This is a genomic window from Streptomyces sp. NPDC002884 (assembly GCF_040295245.1).
Lineage (GTDB): Bacteria > Actinomycetota > Actinomycetes > Streptomycetales > Streptomycetaceae > Streptomyces.
This window is the reverse complement of sequence record NZ_JBEOVB010000009.1, coordinates 26,736-48,689: the sequence shown is the minus strand read 5'-3', so window position 1 is coordinate 48,689 and position 21,954 is coordinate 26,736. Positions and strand designations below refer to the sequence as shown.

Annotated in this window: 21 protein-coding genes; 12 read left to right on the top strand and 9 right to left on the bottom strand. The window is 71.4% G+C overall.

What is annotated here, in order from left to right; genetic code table 11:
* The first annotated feature begins 50 nt into the window (after positions 1-50).
* The 5 genes from argC to ABT070_RS20230 are packed head-to-tail and all read left to right on the top strand — an operon-like array spanning position 51 to position 4,935.
* The gene (gene argC / locus ABT070_RS20250; RefSeq protein WP_351762340.1) at positions 51-1,079 is read left to right on the top strand and encodes an N-acetyl-gamma-glutamyl-phosphate reductase; all 1,029 of its coding nucleotides are present in this window, start codon (positions 51-53) and stop codon (positions 1,077-1,079) included.
* Complete coding sequence (gene argJ / locus ABT070_RS20245; protein WP_351762338.1) at positions 1,076-2,227, top strand: bifunctional glutamate N-acetyltransferase/amino-acid acetyltransferase ArgJ; 1,152 nt, start codon at positions 1,076-1,078, stop codon at positions 2,225-2,227. Before argC ends, argJ begins: the two co-directional genes overlap by 4 nt.
* Positions 2,224-3,177 (top strand): acetylglutamate kinase, encoded by a 954-nt coding sequence (gene argB / locus ABT070_RS20240; protein ID WP_351762335.1) that lies wholly within the window; start codon positions 2,224-2,226, stop codon positions 3,175-3,177. The genes argJ and argB overlap by 4 nt, the downstream gene beginning before the upstream one ends.
* Positions 3,174-4,358 (top strand): acetylornithine transaminase, encoded by a 1,185-nt coding sequence (locus tag ABT070_RS20235; RefSeq protein ID WP_351762332.1) that lies wholly within the window; start codon positions 3,174-3,176, stop codon positions 4,356-4,358. The genes argB and ABT070_RS20235 overlap by 4 nt, the downstream gene beginning before the upstream one ends.
* A gap of 31 nt (positions 4,359-4,389) precedes the next feature.
* Positions 4,390-4,935: an arginine repressor gene (locus ABT070_RS20230; protein ID WP_351762329.1), complete on the top strand. Its 546-nt coding sequence runs from the start codon at positions 4,390-4,392 to the stop codon at positions 4,933-4,935.
* 390 nt (positions 4,936-5,325) lie between these two features.
* Here ABT070_RS20230 and ABT070_RS20225 read toward each other — a convergent pair whose 3' ends face one another.
* From ABT070_RS20225 to ABT070_RS20195, 7 genes are all read right to left on the bottom strand, one after another.
* Positions 5,326-6,126 carry an FAD:protein FMN transferase gene (locus ABT070_RS20225; RefSeq protein ID WP_351762326.1) on the bottom strand — a complete coding sequence of 267 codons (801 nt, stop codon included), beginning with the start codon at positions 6,124-6,126 and terminating at the stop codon, positions 5,326-5,328.
* Positions 6,119-7,204: an FMN-binding protein gene (locus ABT070_RS20220; RefSeq protein WP_351762323.1), complete on the bottom strand. Its 1,086-nt coding sequence runs from the start codon at positions 7,202-7,204 to the stop codon at positions 6,119-6,121. Before ABT070_RS20220 ends, ABT070_RS20225 begins: the two co-directional genes overlap by 8 nt.
* A gap of 56 nt (positions 7,205-7,260) precedes the next feature.
* Positions 7,261-8,643, bottom strand: a complete 1,383-nt coding sequence (locus tag ABT070_RS20215) for a ferredoxin reductase family protein (protein WP_351762320.1) — start codon at positions 8,641-8,643, stop codon at positions 7,261-7,263.
* 116 nt (positions 8,644-8,759) lie between these two features.
* On the bottom strand, positions 8,760-9,467 hold the full coding sequence (locus tag ABT070_RS20210) for a L,D-transpeptidase family protein (RefSeq protein ID WP_351762317.1): 708 nt from the start codon (positions 9,465-9,467) through the stop codon (positions 8,760-8,762).
* A gap of 83 nt (positions 9,468-9,550) precedes the next feature.
* Positions 9,551-11,251 carry a peroxidase family protein gene (locus ABT070_RS20205; RefSeq protein WP_351762314.1) on the bottom strand — a complete coding sequence of 567 codons (1,701 nt, stop codon included), beginning with the start codon at positions 11,249-11,251 and terminating at the stop codon, positions 9,551-9,553.
* A 140-nt stretch (positions 11,252-11,391) separates the two neighbouring features.
* Positions 11,392-11,973, bottom strand: coding sequence for a pyridoxamine 5'-phosphate oxidase family protein (locus tag ABT070_RS20200; protein WP_351762311.1), 582 nt, complete (start codon positions 11,971-11,973; stop codon positions 11,392-11,394).
* 140 nt (positions 11,974-12,113) lie between these two features.
* Positions 12,114-13,004 (bottom strand): hypothetical protein, encoded by an 891-nt coding sequence (locus ABT070_RS20195; protein ID WP_351762308.1) that lies wholly within the window; start codon positions 13,002-13,004, stop codon positions 12,114-12,116.
* A gap of 211 nt (positions 13,005-13,215) precedes the next feature.
* Here ABT070_RS20195 and argH point away from each other — a divergent pair, with 211 nt between their 5' ends.
* The 4 genes from argH to ABT070_RS20175 all read left to right on the top strand — a co-directional run bounded on the left by argH (position 13,216) and on the right by ABT070_RS20175 (position 18,143).
* Positions 13,216-14,649 carry an argininosuccinate lyase gene (argH, locus tag ABT070_RS20190; RefSeq protein ID WP_351762305.1) on the top strand — a complete coding sequence of 478 codons (1,434 nt, stop codon included), beginning with the start codon at positions 13,216-13,218 and terminating at the stop codon, positions 14,647-14,649.
* Positions 14,650-14,814: 165 nt separating this feature from the next.
* Positions 14,815-15,786: an aldo/keto reductase gene (locus ABT070_RS20185; RefSeq protein ID WP_351762302.1), complete on the top strand. Its 972-nt coding sequence runs from the start codon at positions 14,815-14,817 to the stop codon at positions 15,784-15,786.
* A 101-nt stretch (positions 15,787-15,887) separates the two neighbouring features.
* On the top strand, positions 15,888-16,448 hold the full coding sequence (locus ABT070_RS20180) for a TetR/AcrR family transcriptional regulator (RefSeq protein WP_351762299.1): 561 nt from the start codon (positions 15,888-15,890) through the stop codon (positions 16,446-16,448).
* Positions 16,449-16,619: 171 nt separating this feature from the next.
* Positions 16,620-18,143, top strand: a complete 1,524-nt coding sequence (locus ABT070_RS20175; protein WP_351762296.1) for an MFS transporter — start codon at positions 16,620-16,622, stop codon at positions 18,141-18,143.
* Between the two features lie 115 nt (positions 18,144-18,258).
* Here ABT070_RS20175 and ABT070_RS20170 read toward each other — a convergent pair whose 3' ends face one another.
* Positions 18,259-18,930 carry a lysophospholipid acyltransferase family protein gene (locus ABT070_RS20170; RefSeq protein WP_142269965.1) on the bottom strand — a complete coding sequence of 224 codons (672 nt, stop codon included), beginning with the start codon at positions 18,928-18,930 and terminating at the stop codon, positions 18,259-18,261.
* A 312-nt stretch (positions 18,931-19,242) separates the two neighbouring features.
* Between ABT070_RS20170 and ABT070_RS20165 the strand changes: the two genes are divergently transcribed.
* The 3 genes from ABT070_RS20165 to ABT070_RS20155 all read left to right on the top strand — a co-directional run bounded on the left by ABT070_RS20165 (position 19,243) and on the right by ABT070_RS20155 (position 21,541).
* Positions 19,243-20,424 (top strand): glycerophosphodiester phosphodiesterase, encoded by a 1,182-nt coding sequence (locus tag ABT070_RS20165; protein WP_351762293.1) that lies wholly within the window; start codon positions 19,243-19,245, stop codon positions 20,422-20,424.
* A 67-nt stretch (positions 20,425-20,491) separates the two neighbouring features.
* Positions 20,492-20,998: an RNA polymerase sigma factor gene (locus ABT070_RS20160; protein ID WP_351762290.1), complete on the top strand. Its 507-nt coding sequence runs from the start codon at positions 20,492-20,494 to the stop codon at positions 20,996-20,998.
* Between the two features lie 45 nt (positions 20,999-21,043).
* Complete coding sequence (locus tag ABT070_RS20155) at positions 21,044-21,541, top strand: GNAT family N-acetyltransferase (protein WP_307167523.1); 498 nt, start codon at positions 21,044-21,046, stop codon at positions 21,539-21,541.
* Here ABT070_RS20155 and ABT070_RS20150 read toward each other — a convergent pair.
* On the bottom strand, positions 21,531-21,953 hold the full coding sequence (locus ABT070_RS20150; protein ID WP_351762287.1) for a hypothetical protein: 423 nt from the start codon (positions 21,951-21,953) through the stop codon (positions 21,531-21,533). The two genes, ABT070_RS20155 and ABT070_RS20150, sit on opposite strands and share 11 nt — an antisense overlap.
* Between the last annotated feature and the right edge of the window lies 1 nt (position 21,954).

Sequence of the window (21,954 nt, the reverse complement as noted above, 5' to 3'; positions counted from 1 at the left end):
GCATAAACGTGCATGGAAACGTATAGTCATGCCATCCAGGAGGAGGAGTCATGGTGGTACGTGCGGCGGTGGCCGGAGCGAGCGGGTACGCGGGCGGAGAGCTGCTGCGCCTGCTCCTGACGCACCCCGAGGTCGAGATCGGCGCCCTGACCGGCAATTCCAACGCGGGCCAGCGACTGGGCGCGCTCCAGCCGCATCTGCTGCCGCTGGCCGACCGGGTCCTCCAGGAGACCACCCCCGACGTCCTCGCCGGACACGACGTCGTCTTCCTCGCCCTGCCGCACGGCCAGTCCGCCGCCGTCGCCGAACAGCTCGGTCCGGAGGTCCTCGTCGTCGACATGGGCGCCGACTTCCGGCTGACGGACGCGGCCGACTGGGAGCGGTTCTACGGCTCCGCGCACGCCGGGACCTGGCCCTACGGCCTCCCCGAACTGCCGGGCGGCCGCGCGGCGCTCACGGGGACCAGGCGCATCGCGGTCCCGGGCTGCTATCCCACGGCCGTCTCGCTCGCGCTGTTCCCGGCGTACGCGGCGGGCCTCGCCGAGCAGGAGGCCGTGATCGTCGCCGCCTCCGGCACCTCAGGCGCCGGCAAGTCGCCCAAGACGCACCTGCTGGGCTCCGAGGTCATGGGCTCGGTCTCCCCGTACGGCGTCGGCGGCGGCCACCGGCACACGCCCGAGATCATCCAGAACCTGAGCGCGGCGGCCGGGGAGCCGGTCGCCGTCTCCTTCACCCCCACCCTGGTGCCGATGTCCCGGGGCATCCTCGCCACGTGCAGCGCCAAGGCGAAGCCCGGCGTCACCGCCGACTCCGTCCGCGCCGCGTACGAGAAGGCCTTCGCCGACGAGCCCTTCGTGTACCTGCTCCCCGAGGGGCAGTGGCCCGCCACGGCGTCCGTCCACGGTTCCAACGCCGTTCAGGTGCAGGTCGCGTACGACGCCGCCGTAGGCCGGATCATCGCCATCAGCGCCATCGACAACCTGACCAAGGGCACCGCGGGCGGCGCCCTCCAGAGCATGAACATCGCCCTCGGGCTCGACGAGACCACCGGGCTTTCCACGATCGGAGTCGCACCGTGAGCGTCACGGCAGCCAAGGGATTCACGGCGGCGGGCATCGCCGCCGGGATCAAACAGAACGGCAACCCGGACCTGGCCCTCGTGGTCAACAACGGGCCCCGTCTGTCCGCCGCGGGCGTCTTCACCTCCAACCGCGTGAAGGCCGCGCCGGTGCTGTGGTCCGAGCAGGTGCTGAAAAGCGGCCAGGTGTCCGCCGTGATCCTCAACTCCGGCGGCGCCAACGCCTGTACGGGGCCGAAGGGTTTCCAGGACACCCACGCGACCGCGGAGAAGGTCGCCGAGGTGCTGGGGCTGGGCGCGGGCGAGGTCGCCGTCGCCTCCACCGGCCTCATCGGCGTCCTGCTCCCGATGGACAAGCTGCTGCCGGGGATCGACACCGCGGCCGGTCAGCTCTCGGAGCACGGCGGCGAGAAGGCCGCCATCGCCATCAAGACCACCGACACCGTCCACAAGACGTCCGTCGTCACCGAGGGGGGCTGGACCGTCGGCGGCATGGCCAAGGGCGCGGGCATGCTCGCCCCCGGTCTCGCCACCATGCTGGTCGTCCTCACCACCGACGCCGACCTCGACAGCGAGACCCTGGACAAGGCGCTGCGCGCCGCCACCAGGGTCACCTTCGACCGCGTCGACTCCGACGGCTGCATGTCGACCAACGACACCGTGCTGCTGCTCGCCTCCGGCGCCTCCGAGGTCACCCCGGGGTACGAGGAGTTCGCCGCCGCCGTGCGGACCGTCTGCGACGACCTCGGCCAGCAGCTGATCCGGGACGCCGAAGGCGCGAGCAAGGACATCAGGATCGAGGTCGTCAACGCCGCGAGCGAGGACGACGCCGTCGAGGTGGGCCGCTCCATCGCCCGCAACAACCTCCTCAAGTGCGCGATCCACGGCGAGGACCCCAACTGGGGCCGGGTGCTGTCCGCCATCGGCACGACCGGAGCCGTCTTCGAGGCCGACCGGCTCAACGTCGCCATCAACGGCGTCTGGGTCTGCAAGAACGGCGGCGTCGGGGAGGACCGCGAGAAGGTCGACATGCGCTACCGCGAGGTGCACATCGTCGCGGACCTCGCCGCCGGTTCCGAGACGGCCACCATCTGGACCAACGACCTCACCGCCGACTACGTCCACGAGAACAGCGCGTACTCGTCATGAGCACTACCCGCAAGCACACCGCGCTGCCCAAGGCGCAGATCCTCATCGAGGCGCTGCCCTGGCTGACCCGGCACAACGGCAGGACGGTCGTCATCAAGTTCGGCGGCAACGCCATGATCGACGAGGACCTGAAGGCCGCCTTCGCCCAGGACGTCGTCTTCCTGCGGCACGCCGGCCTCCATGTCGTCGTCGTGCACGGCGGCGGCCCGCAGATCAGCGCCGCCCTCGACAAGCACGGCATCGTCAGCGAGTTCAAGGCCGGCCTGCGGGTCACCACCGAGGACGCCATGGACGTCGTACGGATGGTGCTCGCCGGACAGGTCCAGCGCGAGCTGGTCGGGCTGCTGAACCAACACGGGCCGCTCGCCGTCGGGTTGACCGGCGAGGACGCGCACACCATCACCGCCACCAAGCACCAACCCGAGATCGACGGCGAGTTGGTCGACATCGGGCGGGTCGGCGAGATCACCGCGATCGACACGGGCGCCATCGAGGCGCTGCTCGCCGACGGCCGCATCCCGGTCGTCTCGTCGATCGCCCGCTCCCAGGACGACGGACATGTCTACAACGTCAATGCTGATACGGCGGCTGCGGCACTCGCTGCGGCACTTGGCGCCGAAACCCTCATGGTCCTCACGGACGTCGAGGGCCTCTACGAGGACTGGCCGAACAGCGACGAGGTGATCAGCCGCCTCACCGCTTCCCAACTCGAGAAGCTGCTGCCGGAGTTGAGCTCCGGGATGGTCCCGAAGATGGAGGGCTGTCTGCACGCCGTCCGCAACGGTGTGAACACGGCCCGTGTCATCGACGGGCGGGTCCAGCACTCGATCCTGCTGGAGATCTTCACCGACGAGGGCATCGGCACGATGGTCGTGCCCGACGAGAAGCCGCACGCACAGCCGCACGCACAGCCGGCCGCGCGGCCGGACGCACAGGGGGAGCCGTCATGAGCAACGAGGAACTGACCGCGCGGTGGCAGGGCGCGCTCATGAACAACTACGGCACCCCGCTGCTGCCCCTCGTGCGCGGCGCGGGCAGCCGGGTCTGGGACGCCGACGGCAAGGAGTACCTCGACTTCGTCGGCGGCATCGCGGTCAACGCGCTCGGCCACGCCCACCCGGCCGTCGTCGACGCCGTGAGCCGGCAGATCGGCACCCTCGGCCACATCTCCAACTTTTTCCTGTCCGAGCCGACCGTCACGCTCGCCGAACGGCTGCTCCAGCTCTTCGGCCGGGACGGCAGGGTCTTCTTCTGCAACTCGGGCGCCGAGGCCAACGAGGCCGCCTTCAAGATCGGCCGGCTGACCGGTCGGACCCACGTCGTCGCCACCGAGGGCGCCTTCCACGGCCGGACCATGGGCGCGCTCGCGCTCACCGGCCAGCCCGGCAAGCGGGACCCGTTCCTGCCGCTGCCCGGCGACGTCACCCATGTGCCGTTCGGCGACGCGCAGGCGCTGGCCGCCGCGGTCACCGAGGAGACGGCGCTCGTCGTCCTGGAGCCGATCCAGGGCGAACTGGGTGTCGTGGTGCCGCCGGCCGGCTATCTCAAGGCCGCCCGCGCGATCACCGCCGCGACCGGCGCGCTGCTGGTCCTCGACGAGGTGCAGACCGGCGTCGGCCGGACCGGGCACTGGTTCGAGTACCAGGCCCACGAGGGCGTCCTGCCGGATGTCGTGACGCTGGCCAAGGGCCTCGGCGGCGGACTGCCGCTGGGCGCGACGATCGCCTTCGGGCGCGCCGCGGAGCTGCTGCGGCCCGGCCACCACGGCACCACGTTCGGCGGCAACCCCGTCGCCTGCGCCGCCGGACTCGCCGTTCTCGACACCGTCGAGAACGAGGGGTTGCTGGAGAACGTCAAGCGGCAGAGCGAGAGGTTGCGGACCGGGATCGAGGGTGCGGGCCACCCGTTGATCGATTATGTCCGGGGCGCGGGCCTGCTCCTGGGTATCGTGCTCACCGAGCCCCGCGCGCCCCAGGTGCGGGCGGCGGCTCAGGAGGCCGGATTCCTGGTGAACGTACCCGCCCCCGACGTCGTCCGCCTCATGCCGCCGCTGAACCTCGGCGACGAGGAGGTGGAGGCGTTCCTCGGGGCACTGCCCGGCATCCTCGACGCAGCCGCGAGCGGGGAGTGACGATCCGGAGACCCCGGAGAATGAGACGACGATGAGTCAGGCGCAGGACCATGAGCAGCCGGGCGCGGGCGGGCCCGCCGTGCCGCAGACCCGCACCGCGCGTCACCGCCGGATCGTGGACATCCTCAACCGGCAACCGGTGCGGTCGCAGAGCCAGTTGGCGAAGCTGCTGGCCGACGACGGGCTGAGCGTCACCCAGGCGACGCTGTCGCGGGACCTGGACGAGCTGAACGCGGTGAAGATCCGCAACAACGACGGCGACCTGATCTACGCGGTGCCCAGCGAGGGGGGTTTCCGGACTCCCCGGGTGCCGCTGGGGGAGTCGGCGAAGGAGGAGCGGATGCGGCGGCTCTCGCAGGAGCTGCTGATCTCCGCGGAGGCGTCCGCCAACCTCGTGGTGCTGCGTACCCCGCCGGGTGCGGCCCAGTTCCTCGCCTCGGCGATCGACCAGGCCGAGCTGCAGGACATCCTCGGGACGATCGCGGGCGACGACACGCTGCTGCTGATCAGCCGGGAGCCGACCGGCGGACAGGCGCTCGCGGATCATTTGCTGCGGCTCGCTCAGAACGGCCACTGACGGTTCCCGAGGGGGCGTCTGCGGGTTGCTCGCCGACCGAGGGTGAGGCCGCGGGCGAGTGGTGGCTGATCGCGCCGCCCGCGTGGCGGGGCCGCACACCGACGCGGCCCCGTTCCCCGGGCGAGTGCCGTCGTTTGCGCTGTTCGGCCGTCCTCGCGCCGCCGGGGCCCGTCCGTGCCGGGTGGGGCCCTCCCGCGCCCGCCCGCGCTGCGCAGCCGTCCGGGTGCGGCCTGGGGCTCGTTCCGGCCCGGGCACCCGTTCCGGCCCGGGCTCGTTCCGGCCTGGGCCCGTTCGAATCGCCCGGGCCCGCCCGTGCCGCCTGCCGCCGTGCGGGGCGCGGCGGCAGTCCGTCGGTGCCGGGTCGCGCCACCCGCCGCGGGGCGGTCCCACTCAGCCGAGCCGGCCGGCCAGGCCCCCGGTGCAGCGCACCTCGTCGCCCGCCGTGATCAGCAGGGCTTCCACGTCCGGCAGGGACTCCAGCCAGCCCAGTGCCTCCCGCGACCCCATCGCGAACGCGGCGGTCGCCCAGCAGTCCGCCCAGGTCAGCTGGGGGGTCACCACCGTCACGGCGACCAGGTCGGTCACCGCGGAGCGGCCCGTTCGCGGGTCCACGATATGGGCGCCCCGCTCCGCCGTACCGGAGGTCGCGACCGCCAGTTCGTCCGCTCCCGCCGCCGAGACCACCGCGGCGAGACCGCCCGGGCGCAGCGGGTCCGACACACCGACCCGCCACGGCCGCTCGGGCCCGGGGACACCCAGCAGCTGCACGTCCCCGCCGCCGTTGACGCTCACCCCGCTCACGCCCGCCGCCGCGACCAGCCGGGCCGCGCGCTCGGCGGCCCAGCCCTTCACGATGCCGGTCGGGTCGAGCCGGCCCTGGTAGCGCATGCTGAACCAGCCGTCGCTCACCCGTTCCGCCTCGGCGCCCAGTTCCAGCACCTCGGCGACCTCCGGATCGCACTCCTCGACGGTCAGCTCACCGCGTACCAGCCGGGACACCTGGCTGTCCTCGCGGTAGGTGCTGAACACCTCGTTCACCCGGTGCAGCGAGGCGATCGCCTCCTCCAGCGCCGCCCGCACCGCCCCGGGCTCCCCGCCGCGGACGTCGAAGGAGAAGACGGTCCCCATGACCTCCTCCGCGTGACGCAGCACGGCGGGAGCCGCCGCCGACTCGGCCACCGTGTCAGCCACCGGCCTGGTCCAGCGCCGACTGCAAGGACTTCTTGTAGCCCTCGCTGGTGAAGGTCGCGCTGGAGACGGTGTCGATGTCGGCGTTGCCGGCGGCGACCGCCGCCGCGTTGAGCTTCGGGATGGCCAGCGCGGTCTTCTGGTCGCTGGTGCCGCCCTTGGGTGCCTGGACGGCCTCGGCCTTGGTGATCTTCCCGCCGGCGACCGTGATCCGGACCTGGACCGCGCCGTACTGCGTCTGCGCGACGGTGCCGGTGACGGTCTTGGCCTGCGCGGCCCCCGAAGCGGCCCCCGCGTCGCCGGACCCGGAGGCCTGGCCCGCTGCCGCCTTCGCCTTGTCCAGCGCCGACTGGAGGGACTTCTTGTAGCCGTCGCTCGTGTACGTCGCGCTGGAGACGGTGTCGATGTCGGCGTTGCCGGCGGCGACCGCCGCCGCGTTGAGCTTGGGGACGGCGAGCGCGGTCTTCTGGTCGCTGGTGCCGCCCTTGGGTGCCTGGACGGCCTCGGCCTTGGTGATCTTCCCGCCGGCGACCGTGATCCGGACCTGGACCGCGCCGTACTGCGTCTGGGCCACGTCCCCGGTGAAGGCGCCGGACGCCTGCGCGCTGCCGGAGCCCTGGGAGGACCCGGACCCGGCGCTCGCGTTCGCCTTGTCGATCGCCGACTGGAGGGACTTCTTGTAGCCCTCGCTGGTGTACGTGGCGCCCGACACCGTGTCGATGTCCGGGCTCTGCTTGGCGACCACGTCGGCGTTGAGCTTGGGGACGGCGAGCGCGGTCTTCTGGTCGCTGGTGCCGCCCTTGGGCGCCTGCACCGCCTCGGACTTGGTGATCTTGTTGTTGACGACGGTGATGCGGACCTGCACGGCCCCGTACTGCGTCTGCGCCGCGTCACCGGTCATCGTCCCCGACACGACCGCCCCGGATCCGCCCTGGGCCGCTCCCTGCGCCGCCGCGCCCGCGCCGGCCGCCTGGGCCGCGCCCGGGTCGGACGACGGCTTCAGCGACAGCAGCAGCACGATCCCGGACACGGTGGCGGCGGTGGCGAGTACGACGCGCCGAAGAGGGTGGCTCTTCCTCATCTCTGCCTGAGCTCCTGATTCCCGTTGGTGGCGAGGTTCCCGTGAGTACGGGTCGCTCACATCTCGAACGACTCGTGGTGGATGCGGCGGGCGGGGACCCCGGCGCCGCGCAGTGCCTCGTACACCCCTTGGGCGAAGCCGTTGGGTCCGCACATGAAGACGTCGTGGCTGTCGATGTCGGGGATCTTCCGCTGGAGAGACTCCGCCGAGATGTCGGGGCGCTCCCCGTCGGGGCTGTTGACGGCGTACATCAGCCGCGCCCCGCGCTCGTCGGCGATCTTCGCCAGCTCGTCCCACAGCGCCAGGTCCTGGGTGCTGTTGGCCCGGTAGAGGAGGGTGATGTCACCGGCCGCGCCCGGCAGCGTCTCGAACAGCGCGCGCATCGGCGTGATGCCGACTCCGCCGGCCACCAGCAGCACCTTGCCGCGGCTGCGCCGGGACGCCGTCATCGCACCGTACGGGCCCTCGGCCCACACCTTCGTGCCGGGCCGCAGCTCACGCAGGGCCGCGCTGTGGTCGCCGATCGCCTTGACGGTGATCCGCAGGAGGTCCGGCCGGGGGGCCGCCGACAACGAGTACGGGTGGGAGCTGAACCGCATCCCCGGCGCCATGAACCGCCACCGGAAGAACTGCCCGGCCTCCGCGCCCATCCGGTGCAGCTTGCGCCCGCCGATCAGCACCGACACGATGCCGGGCGTCTCCTCGATGACCGCCTCGACGCGCAGCCGGTGGCGCAGGTTCAGCCGGACCGGAACGATGACGCGGTACCAGACGACCAGCGCGGTGACCGACCCGTACAGCGCGTACCAGACGGTCTTGGCGGTAGGTTCGATCGCGAAGTCGTTGCCCGAGGTGATCTGGTGCCAGAACGTCAGGAACACGGCCGCGTACGTCATCAGATGGATGTGGTACCAGGTGTCGTACGGCATCCGTCGGCGCACGGGTCCGATCGACACCAGCCCGATGAGCAGGAAGAGACCGGTGCCGATCGCCGCCTTGCCCATGTCCGGAAGCTGGTTGATGGAGTCGATCGTCTGCTGGACGATGTCCCCCAGCGTCTTGCCGGCCTGGAGCGCGTACCCCCACATGATCAGGAACACATGCGCGAAGACCAGGCAGAGCGTGTAGCGGCCGCTCATGGCGTGCCAGCGCGCGACCCGGTCCGAGCCCACCCGCCGCTCCAGCGCGGGCACCCGTGCCATCTGGAGCACCACCAGCGCCATCAGGTACCCGGCGAGCAGCCCGGTGATCCGTCCCGCGTTGAGGATCCTGCTGTTGTCGTCCGCGATGTTCGGCGTGTTGGCCCACCACAGCCACAGCACACCCGCCGCGCCCGCCCATACGGCGAGCAGCAACGGGACGGCCGGGGAGCGGCGCGGGCGGATGCGGCGCATCGTCTGGCGGCGGGCGGCACGGCCGCCGGCGATCGTCGTGGTCACTGTTCCTCCGTGGATACGGACCCTTGGCCCTCAGATACGGGCCACGGTCGCGGAGTGTTCAGCGCACCGCGGAGACGCTCACCGGACGCGACCACCGGCGATCGTCGCGAGGCGGCTCAGTAGCGGACGATCGCCGTCCGCCCGTCCGTCGTGCCGATCGCGAGATGCGGTCGCCCCGACGGCCGGGCCCACGACAGGAGCCGGCGCATCGCCCCCGCCGGCACCGACACACAACCGGCCGTCGCCCCGCGCCCGTTGACGTGCAGGAAGATCCCCGCCCCGCGGCCGCGCACCGGTTTGTCGTAGTTGAACCCGATGACCAGCGCGTACGCGTACTGCGCGCGGTACGTGACCAGGTGCTCGGACTCGGCCGCGCGGCAGTCCGCGGGACGCGGCTCGGTCCAGCGGTTGTAGGCGCCGGACGTGTTGTCCTGGCACCACCAGGAATCCCGGCGCACCGGCCGGTAGGCGTACGAGGTCCCGCGCGGGGCCGGCCGGATGCCGAAGGCGTAGGGGAGGCCGTACAGGCCCGTCGGCGTCGTGTTCGTGCCCTGCCGGCGCGAGGCGCCCTCGACCAGGCCGTTCGCGCCGAACCGGGCCGGCGTGGAACCGGCCGGCGTCCACCGGCCGTCGCGCAGGTCCCACCAGGTGAGCGTGCCCGAGGTGGAACCGGACCTCGGGGCCACGGCGGTGATCAGCTGGGTGCCGCCGCCCGTGTCGGCCATCCGCGCGGGCAGCGGCGGGGCGGTTCCGGTGTCCGGAGCGGCACCGAGCAGGCCGAGGGACGCGCAGACGAGGGCGGTGGCGACGACACGAGGGCGCATGATCAGACGCTAAGCGGGGGCGGCGGCACCGGCAGGCCGGGTGGGCCGACCGTGCGGGGTGCCGGCCCACCCGTCCCGGCCGCTCAGGTCACCGGACCCAGCGGGTTGAGCTGGTCCGCCTGTCCCTCGAAGGCGTACAGCAGCAGGTCGGTCATCTCGAAGACGTGCCGGGAGTTGCGGTCCCCGACCGGGCTGAGGAACGGACGCCAGAACGGGTCGCGCAGGATGGAGTGCCGGCTGCCCTCGATGGCCCGGTGGAACACCTCGGCGACGATGCGGCCGCCGACGCCGGTCAGCTTCCCGTCGCCCCTCACCTCGGCCTCCCGCAGGAGGTAGAACCACAGCGGGGTGTTCTTGGCGACGGTTTCCGCGAGGCCTGCGGAGAGCCGGGCACCGCCGCCCTGCGCGAAGTCGGCCGCGGTCAGCGGTTCCACGTCCACCTTGCGGTCGATGAAGTGCTCGACCATCTGCTGTCCCGTGGCGAGCCGCAGCATCGAGGCCCGGGTGAGGTTGCGGAAGGCGAGGTTCAGCTCGGCCTGCGGAGGCTTCGGCTGACCGCGTCCGCCGAAGGAACCGAGCGGCAGGTCGGCGAGCGGGTCGACCAGCAGGGTGTCGATCCGCTTGGCGAGGTTGAACTGCGCGTCGGGCACGAGGAGGTCCGTCCGCTCGGGCACCGCCTCCTGGAAGGCGAACAGCCGCCGGAAGTCGGCGATCCAGTTGGTGGGCAGACGCTCGAAGTCGCCCGACTCCGGGTCCGCCGGGTCGGCGGGCGGCGGCGACAGGACGCCGCTGGTGCCGCTGAACTGGAACAGCAGCTCCAGCGTGCCCCGGCCCCGGTCGAAGATCCGGTTCCAGTTGTAGCGGCCCCGGACCATGCTGTGCCCCAGCCGGTAGGCGGCCACGGAGAACTCGATCGGCATGGTCGGCAGGTCGTACTCGCCCGGTGAGGGCTCGAACACCCGGCGGCCGTTGCCGAACACGTCCTCGACGATCTCGGGGTCGACGATCCTGCGCAGGAAGTCGTGGCGCAGCATCCACTGGTAGTGCTTGACGACGGTCTCGCGTGCCGTCTCGAAGAGGACCGCGCTGGACACGCCCTTGCCGACCAGGTCGGCCACCACCCGGTTGTGGAACCGGATGAAGGCGGCGTGGACCTGGGCGACGACCAGGTTCTCGTCGTTGCGCGGGTCCGGTATCAGCGCCCGGCGCCGCTCGGACTTCAGCGAGCCCGAGCCCTGCCTGGGCAGGTCGAACCCGGTGAGCGGCCGGCCCACGACGGAGGGGTCGTTCGGTACGCCCTGGGTGGTGCCGGACTTCAGCCGGAGCCCGTCGTCCTCGTAGTACCGGCGGTCGAAGCGGTGGTCGGGGCCGAGGCCGTAGAGGGAGTCGAGGTCGAGGGCCGGGGAGCGGCCCTGGAGGAGCTGGCGCACCGTGATCTCGTCCTCCAGGCGCACCGCGGTGGCGTCCAGAGTGAGGTCGTGGTCCACGAACTGGCCGAGATAGGTGAACCCCGACGGGACCCCCGGCTGGTCGGGGTGGTCCCGCTCGGGGTCCGTCATCGCCTCGGCCAGCTCGATGCGGGCGTTCCGGTCGAGCTGGTGGGCCGGCCTGGAGCGGGGGCCCAGCCGGGAGAAGCGGAACTTGCGCAGGTCCGCCACGGTGGAGGCGGCCAGCGGCTCCGTGGGGCCGCCGTCCCGGGACTCGGCGAGGATGCCCTCGCCGACGACGTAGAACGAGGACCGGACATGACGTTTGCTCTGTGGTTCGCGTGCGGTTCGGAACATGTATCCCCCATGTGTTCGCGCCTGCGCGAGAGCGCGCAGGCGTGAGTCACGCTAGGGGACGAGTGCGGCGGAAGGGGGAATTCCGTCAAATACCCCAAGCAGCCCAAGTGTTGACTGTCTGTACAGAACGCGTATGCGCGTCAAATCGGACTCAGGGGCAACGGCAGTCCGGGCAGTCCGTCCATGCTCGTGGCGACGTGTTCCTTCTTCGCGAAGTACGCGCCGAGCGACTCGTCGTCCTCCCGCGCGAACCGCTTGGCGTGCAGGTCGCGGTCCTCGTCGTACGTCATGAAGGGCACCGCGTACCCGCAGGTGTCCCGTACGAGTTCGGCGTGCACGAGGATGATCGCGCGCAGCCCGTGCGGGGTCGGGTCCAGGCCGGCGAAGCGGGCGAGGAGCTCCCGGAAGCGGGGGTCGTCACGGAAGACCGGCTCGCCGCGGCCGTGCACCCGCACGATGTTCGGCGGTCCCTGGAAAGCGCACCACATCAGCGTGATCCGGCCGTTCTCCCGCAGGTGCGCGATGGTCTCCGCGTTGGAGCCGGCGAAGTCCAGGTAGGCCACCGTGTGCTCGTCGAGGACGGCGAACGAGCCCTTGAGGCCTTTGGGGGAGAGGTTCACCGTGCCGTCGCCGGACAGGGGGGCGGTCGCGGTGAAGAAGAGGGGCTGTTCCTCGATGAACGTGCGGAGTCTTCCGTCGATGCGCTCGTAAGTCTTTCCCATGGCTAACGATTATCCGGGAAAGCCTTTCGCGTGTCTAAGGAAATGCGGGATGTGGTGCGCAGGGTGTGCGGGGGTGTGCGGGTACGCCGCAGTGGCCGCCCCGGCCGGCGCTTCTCGGGGCGGCCACTGCGCCTGTCACGTCACTTGTTCAACGCGCAGGCGGCCAGGGCGTCGAGGCCCTGCGGCTTGGTGCCCTTACGGCCGATGGAGATGGCGATGCGGTCGATCGTGGAGACCCGCTTGTCCGCCAGCGGGCCGAGGATCGCGTTCTGCACGAAGTTGGCGCCACCCTGGCCGACCGTGTTCTGGAGGCGGGTGTTGGCCTCGTCGATCTGCGTCTGGAGCAGTGCCAGGTTGCGGTCCACCTCGGCCTGCGCGGTGGCGGGGATCGCCGGGAGCTGCGAGGCGACGTCCGGGCAGCTGATGGTGCCCACGCCGGCCGCGTCGCCGGTGTCGTCGCCCGTCTCCGCCGCGCCGTCGTTCGCTCCCTCGGCGGCGGTCTCCTCCGCGCCGGGGGTGGCCTCGGCCTCGTCGCCCGCGGCGTCGTCCGCGCCCGCGTCCTCGCCGGTGTCCGCGATGCCGCCCGCGTCGAGGGCGCACGGCGCGAGCGCGTCGAGGCCCTGCGGCTTGGTGCCCTGGCGGCCGATGGAGATGGCGATGCGGTCGATCGTGGAGACCCGCTTGCCCTCCAGCGGGCCGAGGATCGCGTTCTGCACGAAGTTCGCCCCGCCCTGGCCCACGGTGTCGACCAGCCGCTTGTTGGCCTCCGCGATCTGCGTCTGGAGCAGTGCCAGGTTGCGGTCGACCTCGGCCTGCGCGGTGGCGGGGATCGCGGGAAGCTGGGAGGCCACGTCCGGGCACGAGATGGTGCCGGGGCTGGCGAGCGTCTTGGCGTCGGTCGAGCCGCTGCTCTTGGACGACTCCCCGGCGAGGGCGGAGTTGACGACGACCGCGCCGGACAGTGCCAGAGCGGCGGCCGCGCCGATGACCACTACGCGACGCTTGTTGTACTTCGGAAGAGCCCTGGACATGCGGATGCCTCACTTGGGTCAGGAGTGGGTGTACAAACGCGGCGCCGGCGTTCAGTCGTGAGTACGGGTAAGCGGTTGCTGTTGTTCAAACTCCTTTCAAAAACTTCTCGGGATCCGGAACCGGGCGGTGACCCGGAGTTGAATTGACGAATCATGCAGAGCACTGCATACTCATGCATGACGTTGAGCGCAGTGGTGAGGAGCAACGCAAGTGAGCAGCAACAGCGGTGACGTAAGGCTCTGGGGCGGCCGTTTCGCCGACGGTCCCGCCGAGGCCCTGGCGAAGCTGTCCGCCTCCGTCCACTTCGACTGGCGCCTCGCGCCCTACGACATCGCCGGTTCGCGTGCCCACGCGCGCGTGCTGCACAAGGCGGGCCTGCTCACCGAGGACGAGCTGACGCGGATGATCGCGGGCCTCGACCGGCTGGAGGCGGACGTCGCCGACGGTTCCTTCGTCGGCACCATCGCCGACGAGGACGTCCACACCGCCCTGGAGCGCGGCCTCCTGGAGCACCTCGGCGCCGACCTGGGCGGCAAGCTGCGCGCGGGCCGCTCCCGCAACGACCAGGTCGCCACCCTCTTCCGCATGTACCTGCGCGACCACGCCCGGATCGTCGGCGGCCTGATCGCCGAGCTCCAGGACGCCCTGATCGGCCTGGCTGAGGCCCACCCGGACGTGGCGATGCCCGGCCGCACCCACCTCCAGCACGCCCAGCCGGTGCTCTTCGCCCACCATGTCCTCGCGCATGTGCAGTCGCTGTCCCGGGACGCGGAACGCCTGCGTCAGTGGGACGAGCGCACCGCCGTGTCGCCGTACGGCTCCGGTGCCCTGGCGGGTTCCTCCCTCGGCCTGGACCCGGAGGCGGTGGCGAAGGACCTCGGCTTCGAGCACGGCAGCGTCGGCAACTCCATCGACGGCACCGCGTCCCGCGACTTCGTCGCCGAGTTCGCCTTCATCACCGCGATGATCGGCGTGAACCTCTCCCGGATCTCCGAGGAGATCATCATCTGGAACACGAAGGAGTTCTCCTTCGTGACGCTGCACGACGCGTTCTCCACGGGCTCGTCGATCATGCCGCAGAAGAAGAACCCCGACATCGCGGAGCTGGCGCGCGGCAAGTCGGGCCGCCTGATCGGCAATCTGACCGGCCTCATGGCGACCCTCAAGGCACTCCCGCTCGCGTACAACCGCGACCTCCAGGAGGACAAGGAGCCGGTCTTCGACTCCTGCGACCAGCTCGAGGTCCTGCTTCCCGCCTTCACCGGCATGATCGCCACCCTCACCGTGCACCGCGAGCGCATGGAGGAGCTGGCCCCGGCCGGGTTCTCGCTCGCCACCGACATCGCCGAGTGGCTGGTCAAGCAGGGTGTGCCGTTCCGGGTCGCGCACGAGGTCGCCGGCAGTTGCGTCAAGGTCGCCGAGGCCGACGGCAAGGAGCTCGACGGTCTCACCGACGAGCAGTTCGCGAAGATCTCCGTCCACCTCACCCCCGAGGTGCGCTCGGTCCTCAACGTCCCCGGCGCCCTCGCCTCCCGCGACGGCCGCGGCGGTACGGCGCCCAGCGCGGTGGCGATCCAGCTGGCAGAGGTGAAGCAGAACGTGGCGGCCCAGCACGAGTGGGCGACGGCCAAGGACAAGCGCTGAGCGCGACGCCCTGAGAAGCGCGGGGAACCGCGCGACGGGCCACGCACCATCCGCGGTCGCCGACGAGCCGTACCTCCCGAGCTCTGAGGCGCCCCGCGCTCGCCGAAGGTCACGACGGACTACGTTGGTCGGAAGCCGTACCGCAGCCGACCAACGGAGCCCGCGATGCCCTTCGCCCGACTGGCCACAGCGACGACCCCCACCTGCCACATCGGCTTCGGCCTCGCCGCCGTGGGCCGCCCCGGCTACATCACCCTCGGCCGGGACGAGGACCTCGGAGCGGACCGCGGCGTCGAGACGCTGCGCGCCCGCACCCACGAACTCCTCGACGCCGCCTACGCCCAGGGCGTCCGCTACTTCGACGCGGCCCGCTCCTACGGCCGTTCCGAGGAGTTCCTCGCCGGCTGGCTGAAGGCCAGGCCCGACGTGGACGACATCGTGGTGGGCAGCAAGTGGGGTTACACCTACACCGCCGACTGGACCACGGACGCGGACCGGCACGAGGTCAAGGACCACGGGCTCCCGACGTACGAACGTCAGCGCGCCGAGACGGCGGAACTGCTCGGCGACCGGCTCGACCTCTACCAGATCCACTCGGTGACCCCGGACAGTCCCGCCCTCACCGACAAGGAACTCCACGCGAGGCTGGCCGAGTCCGCCGCGCAGGGCCTCACCGTCGGGTTCTCCACCAGCGGCCCCGCCCAGGCCGACGCCATCCGCGCGGCCCTCGCCGTGACGGTCGACGGCGAGCCCCTCTTCCGTACCGTCCAGTCGACGTACAACGCGCTGGAGCCCTCGGCCGGTCCCGCCCTCGCCGAGGCCCATGACGCCGGGCTCACGGTGATCGTGAAGGAGGGCATGGCCAACGGGCGTCTCGCGCAGCCCCACGCGCCGGACGCCCTGAGGTCTGTTGCGGCACAGACGTCGCTCGGCTGCGACGCGGTCGCCCTCGCCCTGATCCTGCGGCAGCCCTGGGCCGGCGTCGTCCTCTCCGGCGCGGCGACCGCCACCCAGCTCGCCTCCAACCTGCACGCGGCGGTCGTGGACCTCGACGACGAGCAGGTGGACCGGCTGGCCGGGCTGGCGGAGGAGCCGCGGGAGTACTGGGAGCGGCGCGGCAGCCTGCCCTGGCACTGAGACGTCCGCCGGACCGTCGACGATCGGCAGCGAGCACCCCTGAGTGATGCGCGCACCCTCGGAATGAGACACCACTGTCTCACTTGCGCTACTCTTGTCTCATGGCTGTCGATCGTGACCACGTGCTGCGCAGTGCCGCGGCCCTGCTGACCCGCAAATCCACGGCGACGATGGACGAGGTCGCCAAGGCGGCCGGGATCAGCCGGGCCACCCTGCACCGTCACTTCGCCGGCCGCGACGCGCTGGTGCGGGCCCTGGAGGCCCTCGGCATCGCGGAGTGCGAGAGCGCCCTGGACGCGGCGCGGCTGGACGAGGGGCCCGCGCGCGACGCCGTACGCCGGCTCGTCCAGGAGATCGAACCGGCCGCCGGCCTGCTCGCCTTCCTCTACACCGAGAACCAGTTGTTCGAGGGCGAGGAGCAGAACCAGGGCTGGACCCGGATCGACGACCTGATCTCGGATCTGTTCCGGCGCGGACAGCTGGGCGGCGAGTTCCGCATCGACCTCACACCCGCCTGGCTCACCGAGGCGCTGTACGGCCTGCTGGCCTCCGGCGCCTGGATGGTGCAGTGCGGCAAGGGCGCCCCCAAGGACTTCCAGCACATGATCGCCGAGCTGCTGCTCGGCGGCGCCCTGAGGCCTCCCGCACCCCAGAACCCCTGACCGCGGAACCCCTTACCGCGCCCAACCCCTTACCGCGGCCACCCGTGACCGCGGCCACCCGTGACCGCGGCCACCCGTGACCGTGGCACCCGGCACCACAGAACCCGCACGGCACAGCCCGGCACGGCACAGCCCGGCACGACACAACCCCGCACCACAGTGAGAGGAATCATGACCAGCACCCTGCGGCCGGCGACCACGACCGGGGCGGTGAAGCGCCCGGACCGTTGGCTCGCGCTCTCCGTCCTCGTGCTCGCCGTGCTGCTGGTGGCCGTCGACGCGACCGTCCTCGGCCTGGCGACCCCCTACATCAGCGAGGACCTCGAGCCCTCCGGCACCCAGCTCCTCTGGATCGGCGACGTCTACTCCTTCGTCATCGCCGGCCTGCTCGTCTCGATGGGCAGCCTCGGCGACCGCATCGGCCGCAAGCGGATCCTGCTCATGGGCGCCACCGCGTTCGGGCTGATATCGGTCCTCAACGCGTACGCGACGACCCCGGAGACGATGATCGCGGCCCGGGCCCTGCTCGGCGTGGCCGGCGCGACCCTGATGCCCGCCACCCTCGCCCTGATCCGCAACCTCTTCCACGACCCGCGCGAGCGCAGCCTCGCCGTCGGCATCTGGGGTGCGACCGCCTCCGCGGGCACCGCCGTCGGTCCCATCGTGGGCGGCTTCCTCCTCGAACACTTCTGGTGGGGCTCGGTCTTCCTCATCAACCTGCCCGTGATGGTCGTCCTGGTCGTCGTCGGCATCCGGACGCTCCCCGAGTCCCGCACCCCGAACCCCGGCCCGTGGGACCTGCCCAGCGTGCTGCTGTCCCTGGTGGGCATGATCGGCGTCGTGTACGCCGTCAAGGAGGCCGCCACACACGGTCTCACCGGGGTCCCGCTCGGCACGGGCCTGCTCGGCGCGGCCGCGCTGTACGGCTTCGTCCGCCGCCAGCTGACCCTGCCGGCCCCCCTGCTGGACATGCGGCTGTTCCGCAACCGCGGCTTCAGCGGCGCCGTCCTGGCCGACCTGCTGACCATCCTGGGCCTGTCGGGCCTGGTGTTCTTCCTCTCCCAGTACCTCCAGCTCGTCCAGGGCCGGCGTCCGTTCGAGGCCGGTCTGGCCGAACTGCCCGCCGCCGTCGGCGCGGTGGTGGCCGGTCTGCTCGCGGGCCGAGCGGCCCGCCGCTTCTCGGTACGGGCCGTCGTCTCGGGCGGCCTCGCGGCGATCGGCCTCGCGCTGGCCGCGCTGGCGCTCATCGACCGGAACACCGGCTACCCGATGCTGGGAGCCGCCCTGCTGGTCGTCGGCGTGGGCGCAGGCCTCTCGTTCACGGTGACCTCGGACGTCATCCTGAGCTCCGTACCCAAGGACCAGGCGGGCGCCGCCTCCGCGGTCTCCGAGACGGCGTACGAACTGGGCGCGGCCCTGGGCATCGCCGTACTCGGCTCGATCGTGACGGGCGTCTACCGCGACTTCACCGCCCCCGCGGGCACTCCCGCGGGCGCCCACGAGTCACTGGGCGGCGCGGTGGAGGCGGCGGGGCACATGGCGCCGACCGCGGCCGATCAGATGCTGTCGTCGGCCCGAGGGGCCTTCGTCGACGGCCTGAACGTGGCATCCGGAGCAGGCGCGGCGGTACTGCTGGCGACCGCGGTGGCGGCCTGGTTCATGCTCAGGGGCCAGCACCTGGAGAACGCCGGTTAGGCCACGCAGCCCAGGGGCGCGGGGAACCGCGCGACCAGCCACCACGCACCCGCACCCGCCCCGAACTGCGACGCACCCGCCCCGAACCCGACGCACCCGCCCGACCGCCGGAGGCTTACGCCGCTTTCGCCTTGGTGGCGTACATGTCCACGTACTCCTGTCCCGACAACCGCATGACCTCGGTCATCACCGAGTCCGTCACGGCACGCAGCACATACCGGTCCCGGTCCATCCCGTCGTACCGGGAGAACTCCATCGCCTCGCCGAACCGGACGGTGACCCGACCCGGCCGGGGCATCCCCGCCCCGCCCGGCTGCAACTTGTCCGTGCCGATCATCGCGAAGGGAACGACCGGCGCCCCGGTCATCAGCGTCAGCCGGGCGATGCCGGTCCGGCCCCGGTACAGCCGGCCGTCGGGCGACCGCGTGCCCTCGGGGTAGATCCCGAAGACCTTCCCCTCCTCCAGCACGCGCCGCCCGGTCATCAGCGCCGCCACGCCGCCGCGGCCGCCGTCGCGGTCCACCGGGATCATGCCGACCCCGGTGAAGAACCAGGCCATGAACCGGCCCTTGAGGGACTTGCCGGTGACGTACTCGTCCTTGCCGATGAAGAAGACCTGCCGGTCGCACACGAGCGGCAGGATCATCGAGTCGATGAACGTGAGGTGATTGCCTGCCAGGATGACGGGGCCGTCGCCGGGGATGTGCTCCGCGCCCTCGACCCGGGGGCGGAACATCAGGCGCATGACCGGTCCGAGTACTGCCTTGATGAGCACGAAGCGGGACAACGAGCCCTCCGATGTCAAGGGAAAAGGGTATGAGTCTGTGCAGGTGAGGACGATACTCGCGGCGCCGGGGCTGACGCACATCGGGTCACCCAGGTCTTACGCACTGTTGACGTACGTTTACCTGTACGGCGGTATCGTCTCCTCCTTGTCATCTGCCCGGAACGAAGCGAACCACCGCGCGGAACCGGCCGGACGGCCGTACGGCACATGCCATCCGCCGTCACCCGCGTGTTAGGACCGAGGTCTCCCGACGGTCATGTCCACGCCCCTACCATCGGGCCGCACGGACGAGCCGACGGCAGGAGACCCCTCATGGGAACGCAGGGCAAGCAGGAGTCGAACCAGCAGGCGAGCGCGGGCGGAACGGGACGGCGGGCGCTCCTCGGCGCCGCCGTGCTCGGCGCCACCGGAACGGTCCTGGGTCTGTCGGGCACGGCGAGAGCCGCCGAGTCGTCCCGCTCCGGAAAGGGCCTGAAGAGCCTGCCCGTGCCGACGATCATCGGCCACCGCGGCGCCAGCGGCTACCGGCCGGAGCACACCTTCGGCTCGTACCAGCTCGCCCTCGACCTGGGCGCCGACATCGTCGAGGCGGGGGACCTCGTCCCCACCAAGGACGGTCATCTGGTGTGCCGTCACGAGCCGGAGATCGGCGGTACCACCGACGTCGCCGACCATCCGGAGTTCGCCGCCCGCAGGACCACGAAGGTCCTCGACGGCGTCTCCACGACCGGCTGGTTCACCGAGGACTTCACCCTCGCCGAGCTGAAGACCCTGCGCGCGATCGAGCGCATCCCGGCCAACCGCCCGCACAACACGCTCTACAACGGCCGCTGGGAGATCCCCACCTTCGAGGAAGTCCTGAAGTGGCAGGACGAGCAGACCCGCAAGCGCGGCAAGCAGGTCTGGATCTACCCCGAGACCAAGCACCCCACCTACTTCCGCAAGCTGGGCCTGGGCCTGGAGGAGCGGGTCGCCAAGCTGCTGCACAAGCACGGCAAGGACCGGAAGAACTCGCCGGTCATCGTGCAGTCCTTCGAGCCGACCAGCATCCAGCGTCTGAACAAGCTGGTCGACAACCCCCTCGTGGTGCTGCTGTCCGGCGCGACCTCGCGCCCCTGGGACTTCGTCGAGGCGGGCGACCCGCGCACGGTCGCCGACCTGGTCACCCGGGCGGGGCTCAGGGAGATCGCCGGCTACGCCCAGGGCATCGGCCCGACCCTCGACCTGGTGATCCCGAAGGACGCCGCCGGCAACCTCACCACGCCGACCACGCTGGTGAAGGACGCCCACGCGGTCGGCCTGGTGCTGCACCCGTACACCATGCGCAACGAGAACCCCTTCCTGCCCACGAGCTTCCGCAAGGGCACGGACGCGGACGCCTACGGTGACTCCTTCAGCGTGTTCCGCACCTACTTCGCGACCGGCATCGACGGTGTCTTCACGGACAACCCGGACACCGGACTGCTGGCCCGCGCGGACTTCGTCAACGGCTGAGTCCCCGTTGGAGTGACAGTCGGCCGCCCCGGCAACCAGCCGCCCGGGCGGCCGCATCGTGTGGCACATGACGCACGACCTGCTCACCACCCTGCGCCCGCTCCTCACCGCGGAGGCCTCCGCCGAGGCCCATGCCACCGCCACCGAACCCGGCGACCTCGAACAGGCGGTCTGGCTCCGTCTGCTGGAGCACCTCGCCACCGACGGCCCGCCGCCCGACCCTCAGGGCTGGCTGCGCAGGGCCGTCCGCGCCGAGGTCCGCCGCGCCCGCCGCACGACCCGCCGCGAGCGGCCGTACGAGAGCGAGCCCGCCGACGACCCCGACCGCGGCCCCGAGCAGCTCGCGCTCACCGCCGCCCGGCACCGCGCCCTGCGCGAGGCGGTGCACCGGCTGCCCGGCCGCTGCTCCCGTCTCCTCCAGGCGCTGCTCTCGTCCCGGGACCTCACCTACCGCGAGATCGCGGGGGAGTTGGGTATCTCACAGGGCAGTCTCGGACCGGAACGTTCCAGATGTCTGGGATGTCTGCGGCGTTTGCTGGCGCCGGAGGTTGCGGCCCGGGAAGTGCGGGGATAGGAGTGAAGGACCACAGGCGATCAGGTGAGCGGGAGGCGTGCGCACATGGGCATGAGCGTGACCATCTCGGTGGCGACCGAGCAGGATGCCGAGCAGATCTTCAGATTGCAGTACCTGTGCTTCCAGAGTGAAGCCGCGCTGTACGCCAATTACCGCATCGCCCCGCTCGTCCAGAGCCTCGACTCGGTCCGGCAGGAACTCGCCGCCGACTGCGTCTTCGTGGCCCGCCTGGGCGACGAGGTGGTCGGCTCCGTACGAGGCAGTCTCACCGAGGACGGCGCCGCCGCCATCGGCAAGCTCTGCGTCCACCCGCGCCTCCAGGGCCACGGCATCGGGGCGCGGCTGCTCCGCGCGGCCGAGGCGGCGCTGGCCGAGGAGCGCGGCGCCAAGAAGTTCCGCCTCTTCACCGGCCACCGCAGCGAGGGCAACCTGCGCCTCTACCGCAGGGTCGGCTACGAGACGGTCGGCACCTCGCAGGGCACCGACGGCGTACCGATGATCGTCCTGGAGAAGCAGGCCGGGGAGTACGCGGCTACGGCGTAGCCGTGGCCGTACGGGACTTCCGCAGCCAGTACAGGGCGGACAGCGGCAGCAGCACGGGAATGAACACGTAGCCCATCCCGTACTTCGACCACACGGTCGAGTCCGGGAAGGCCGACGGGTCGACCAGGGTCCAGGTGCCGACGATCAGCACCCCCGCCAGCTCGGCGGCGCAGCAGACCTGCGCCGCTCTGCGGGCCGTCTCGCCGCCCCGCACCAGCGAGTACGTGATGAACCCGTACACCACGCCCGCCACGGCCGACAGCGTGTAGGCCAGCGGCGCCCGGTCGAACTCGGTCGCGATCTGGTACGCCGACCGCGACACGGCCCCGACCACCATCACGCCGTAGAACCACACCAGCAGCATGCCCGGCCCGCTGATGAGCCGGTCCGGCTTGTCGTCGACCGCCGCCATC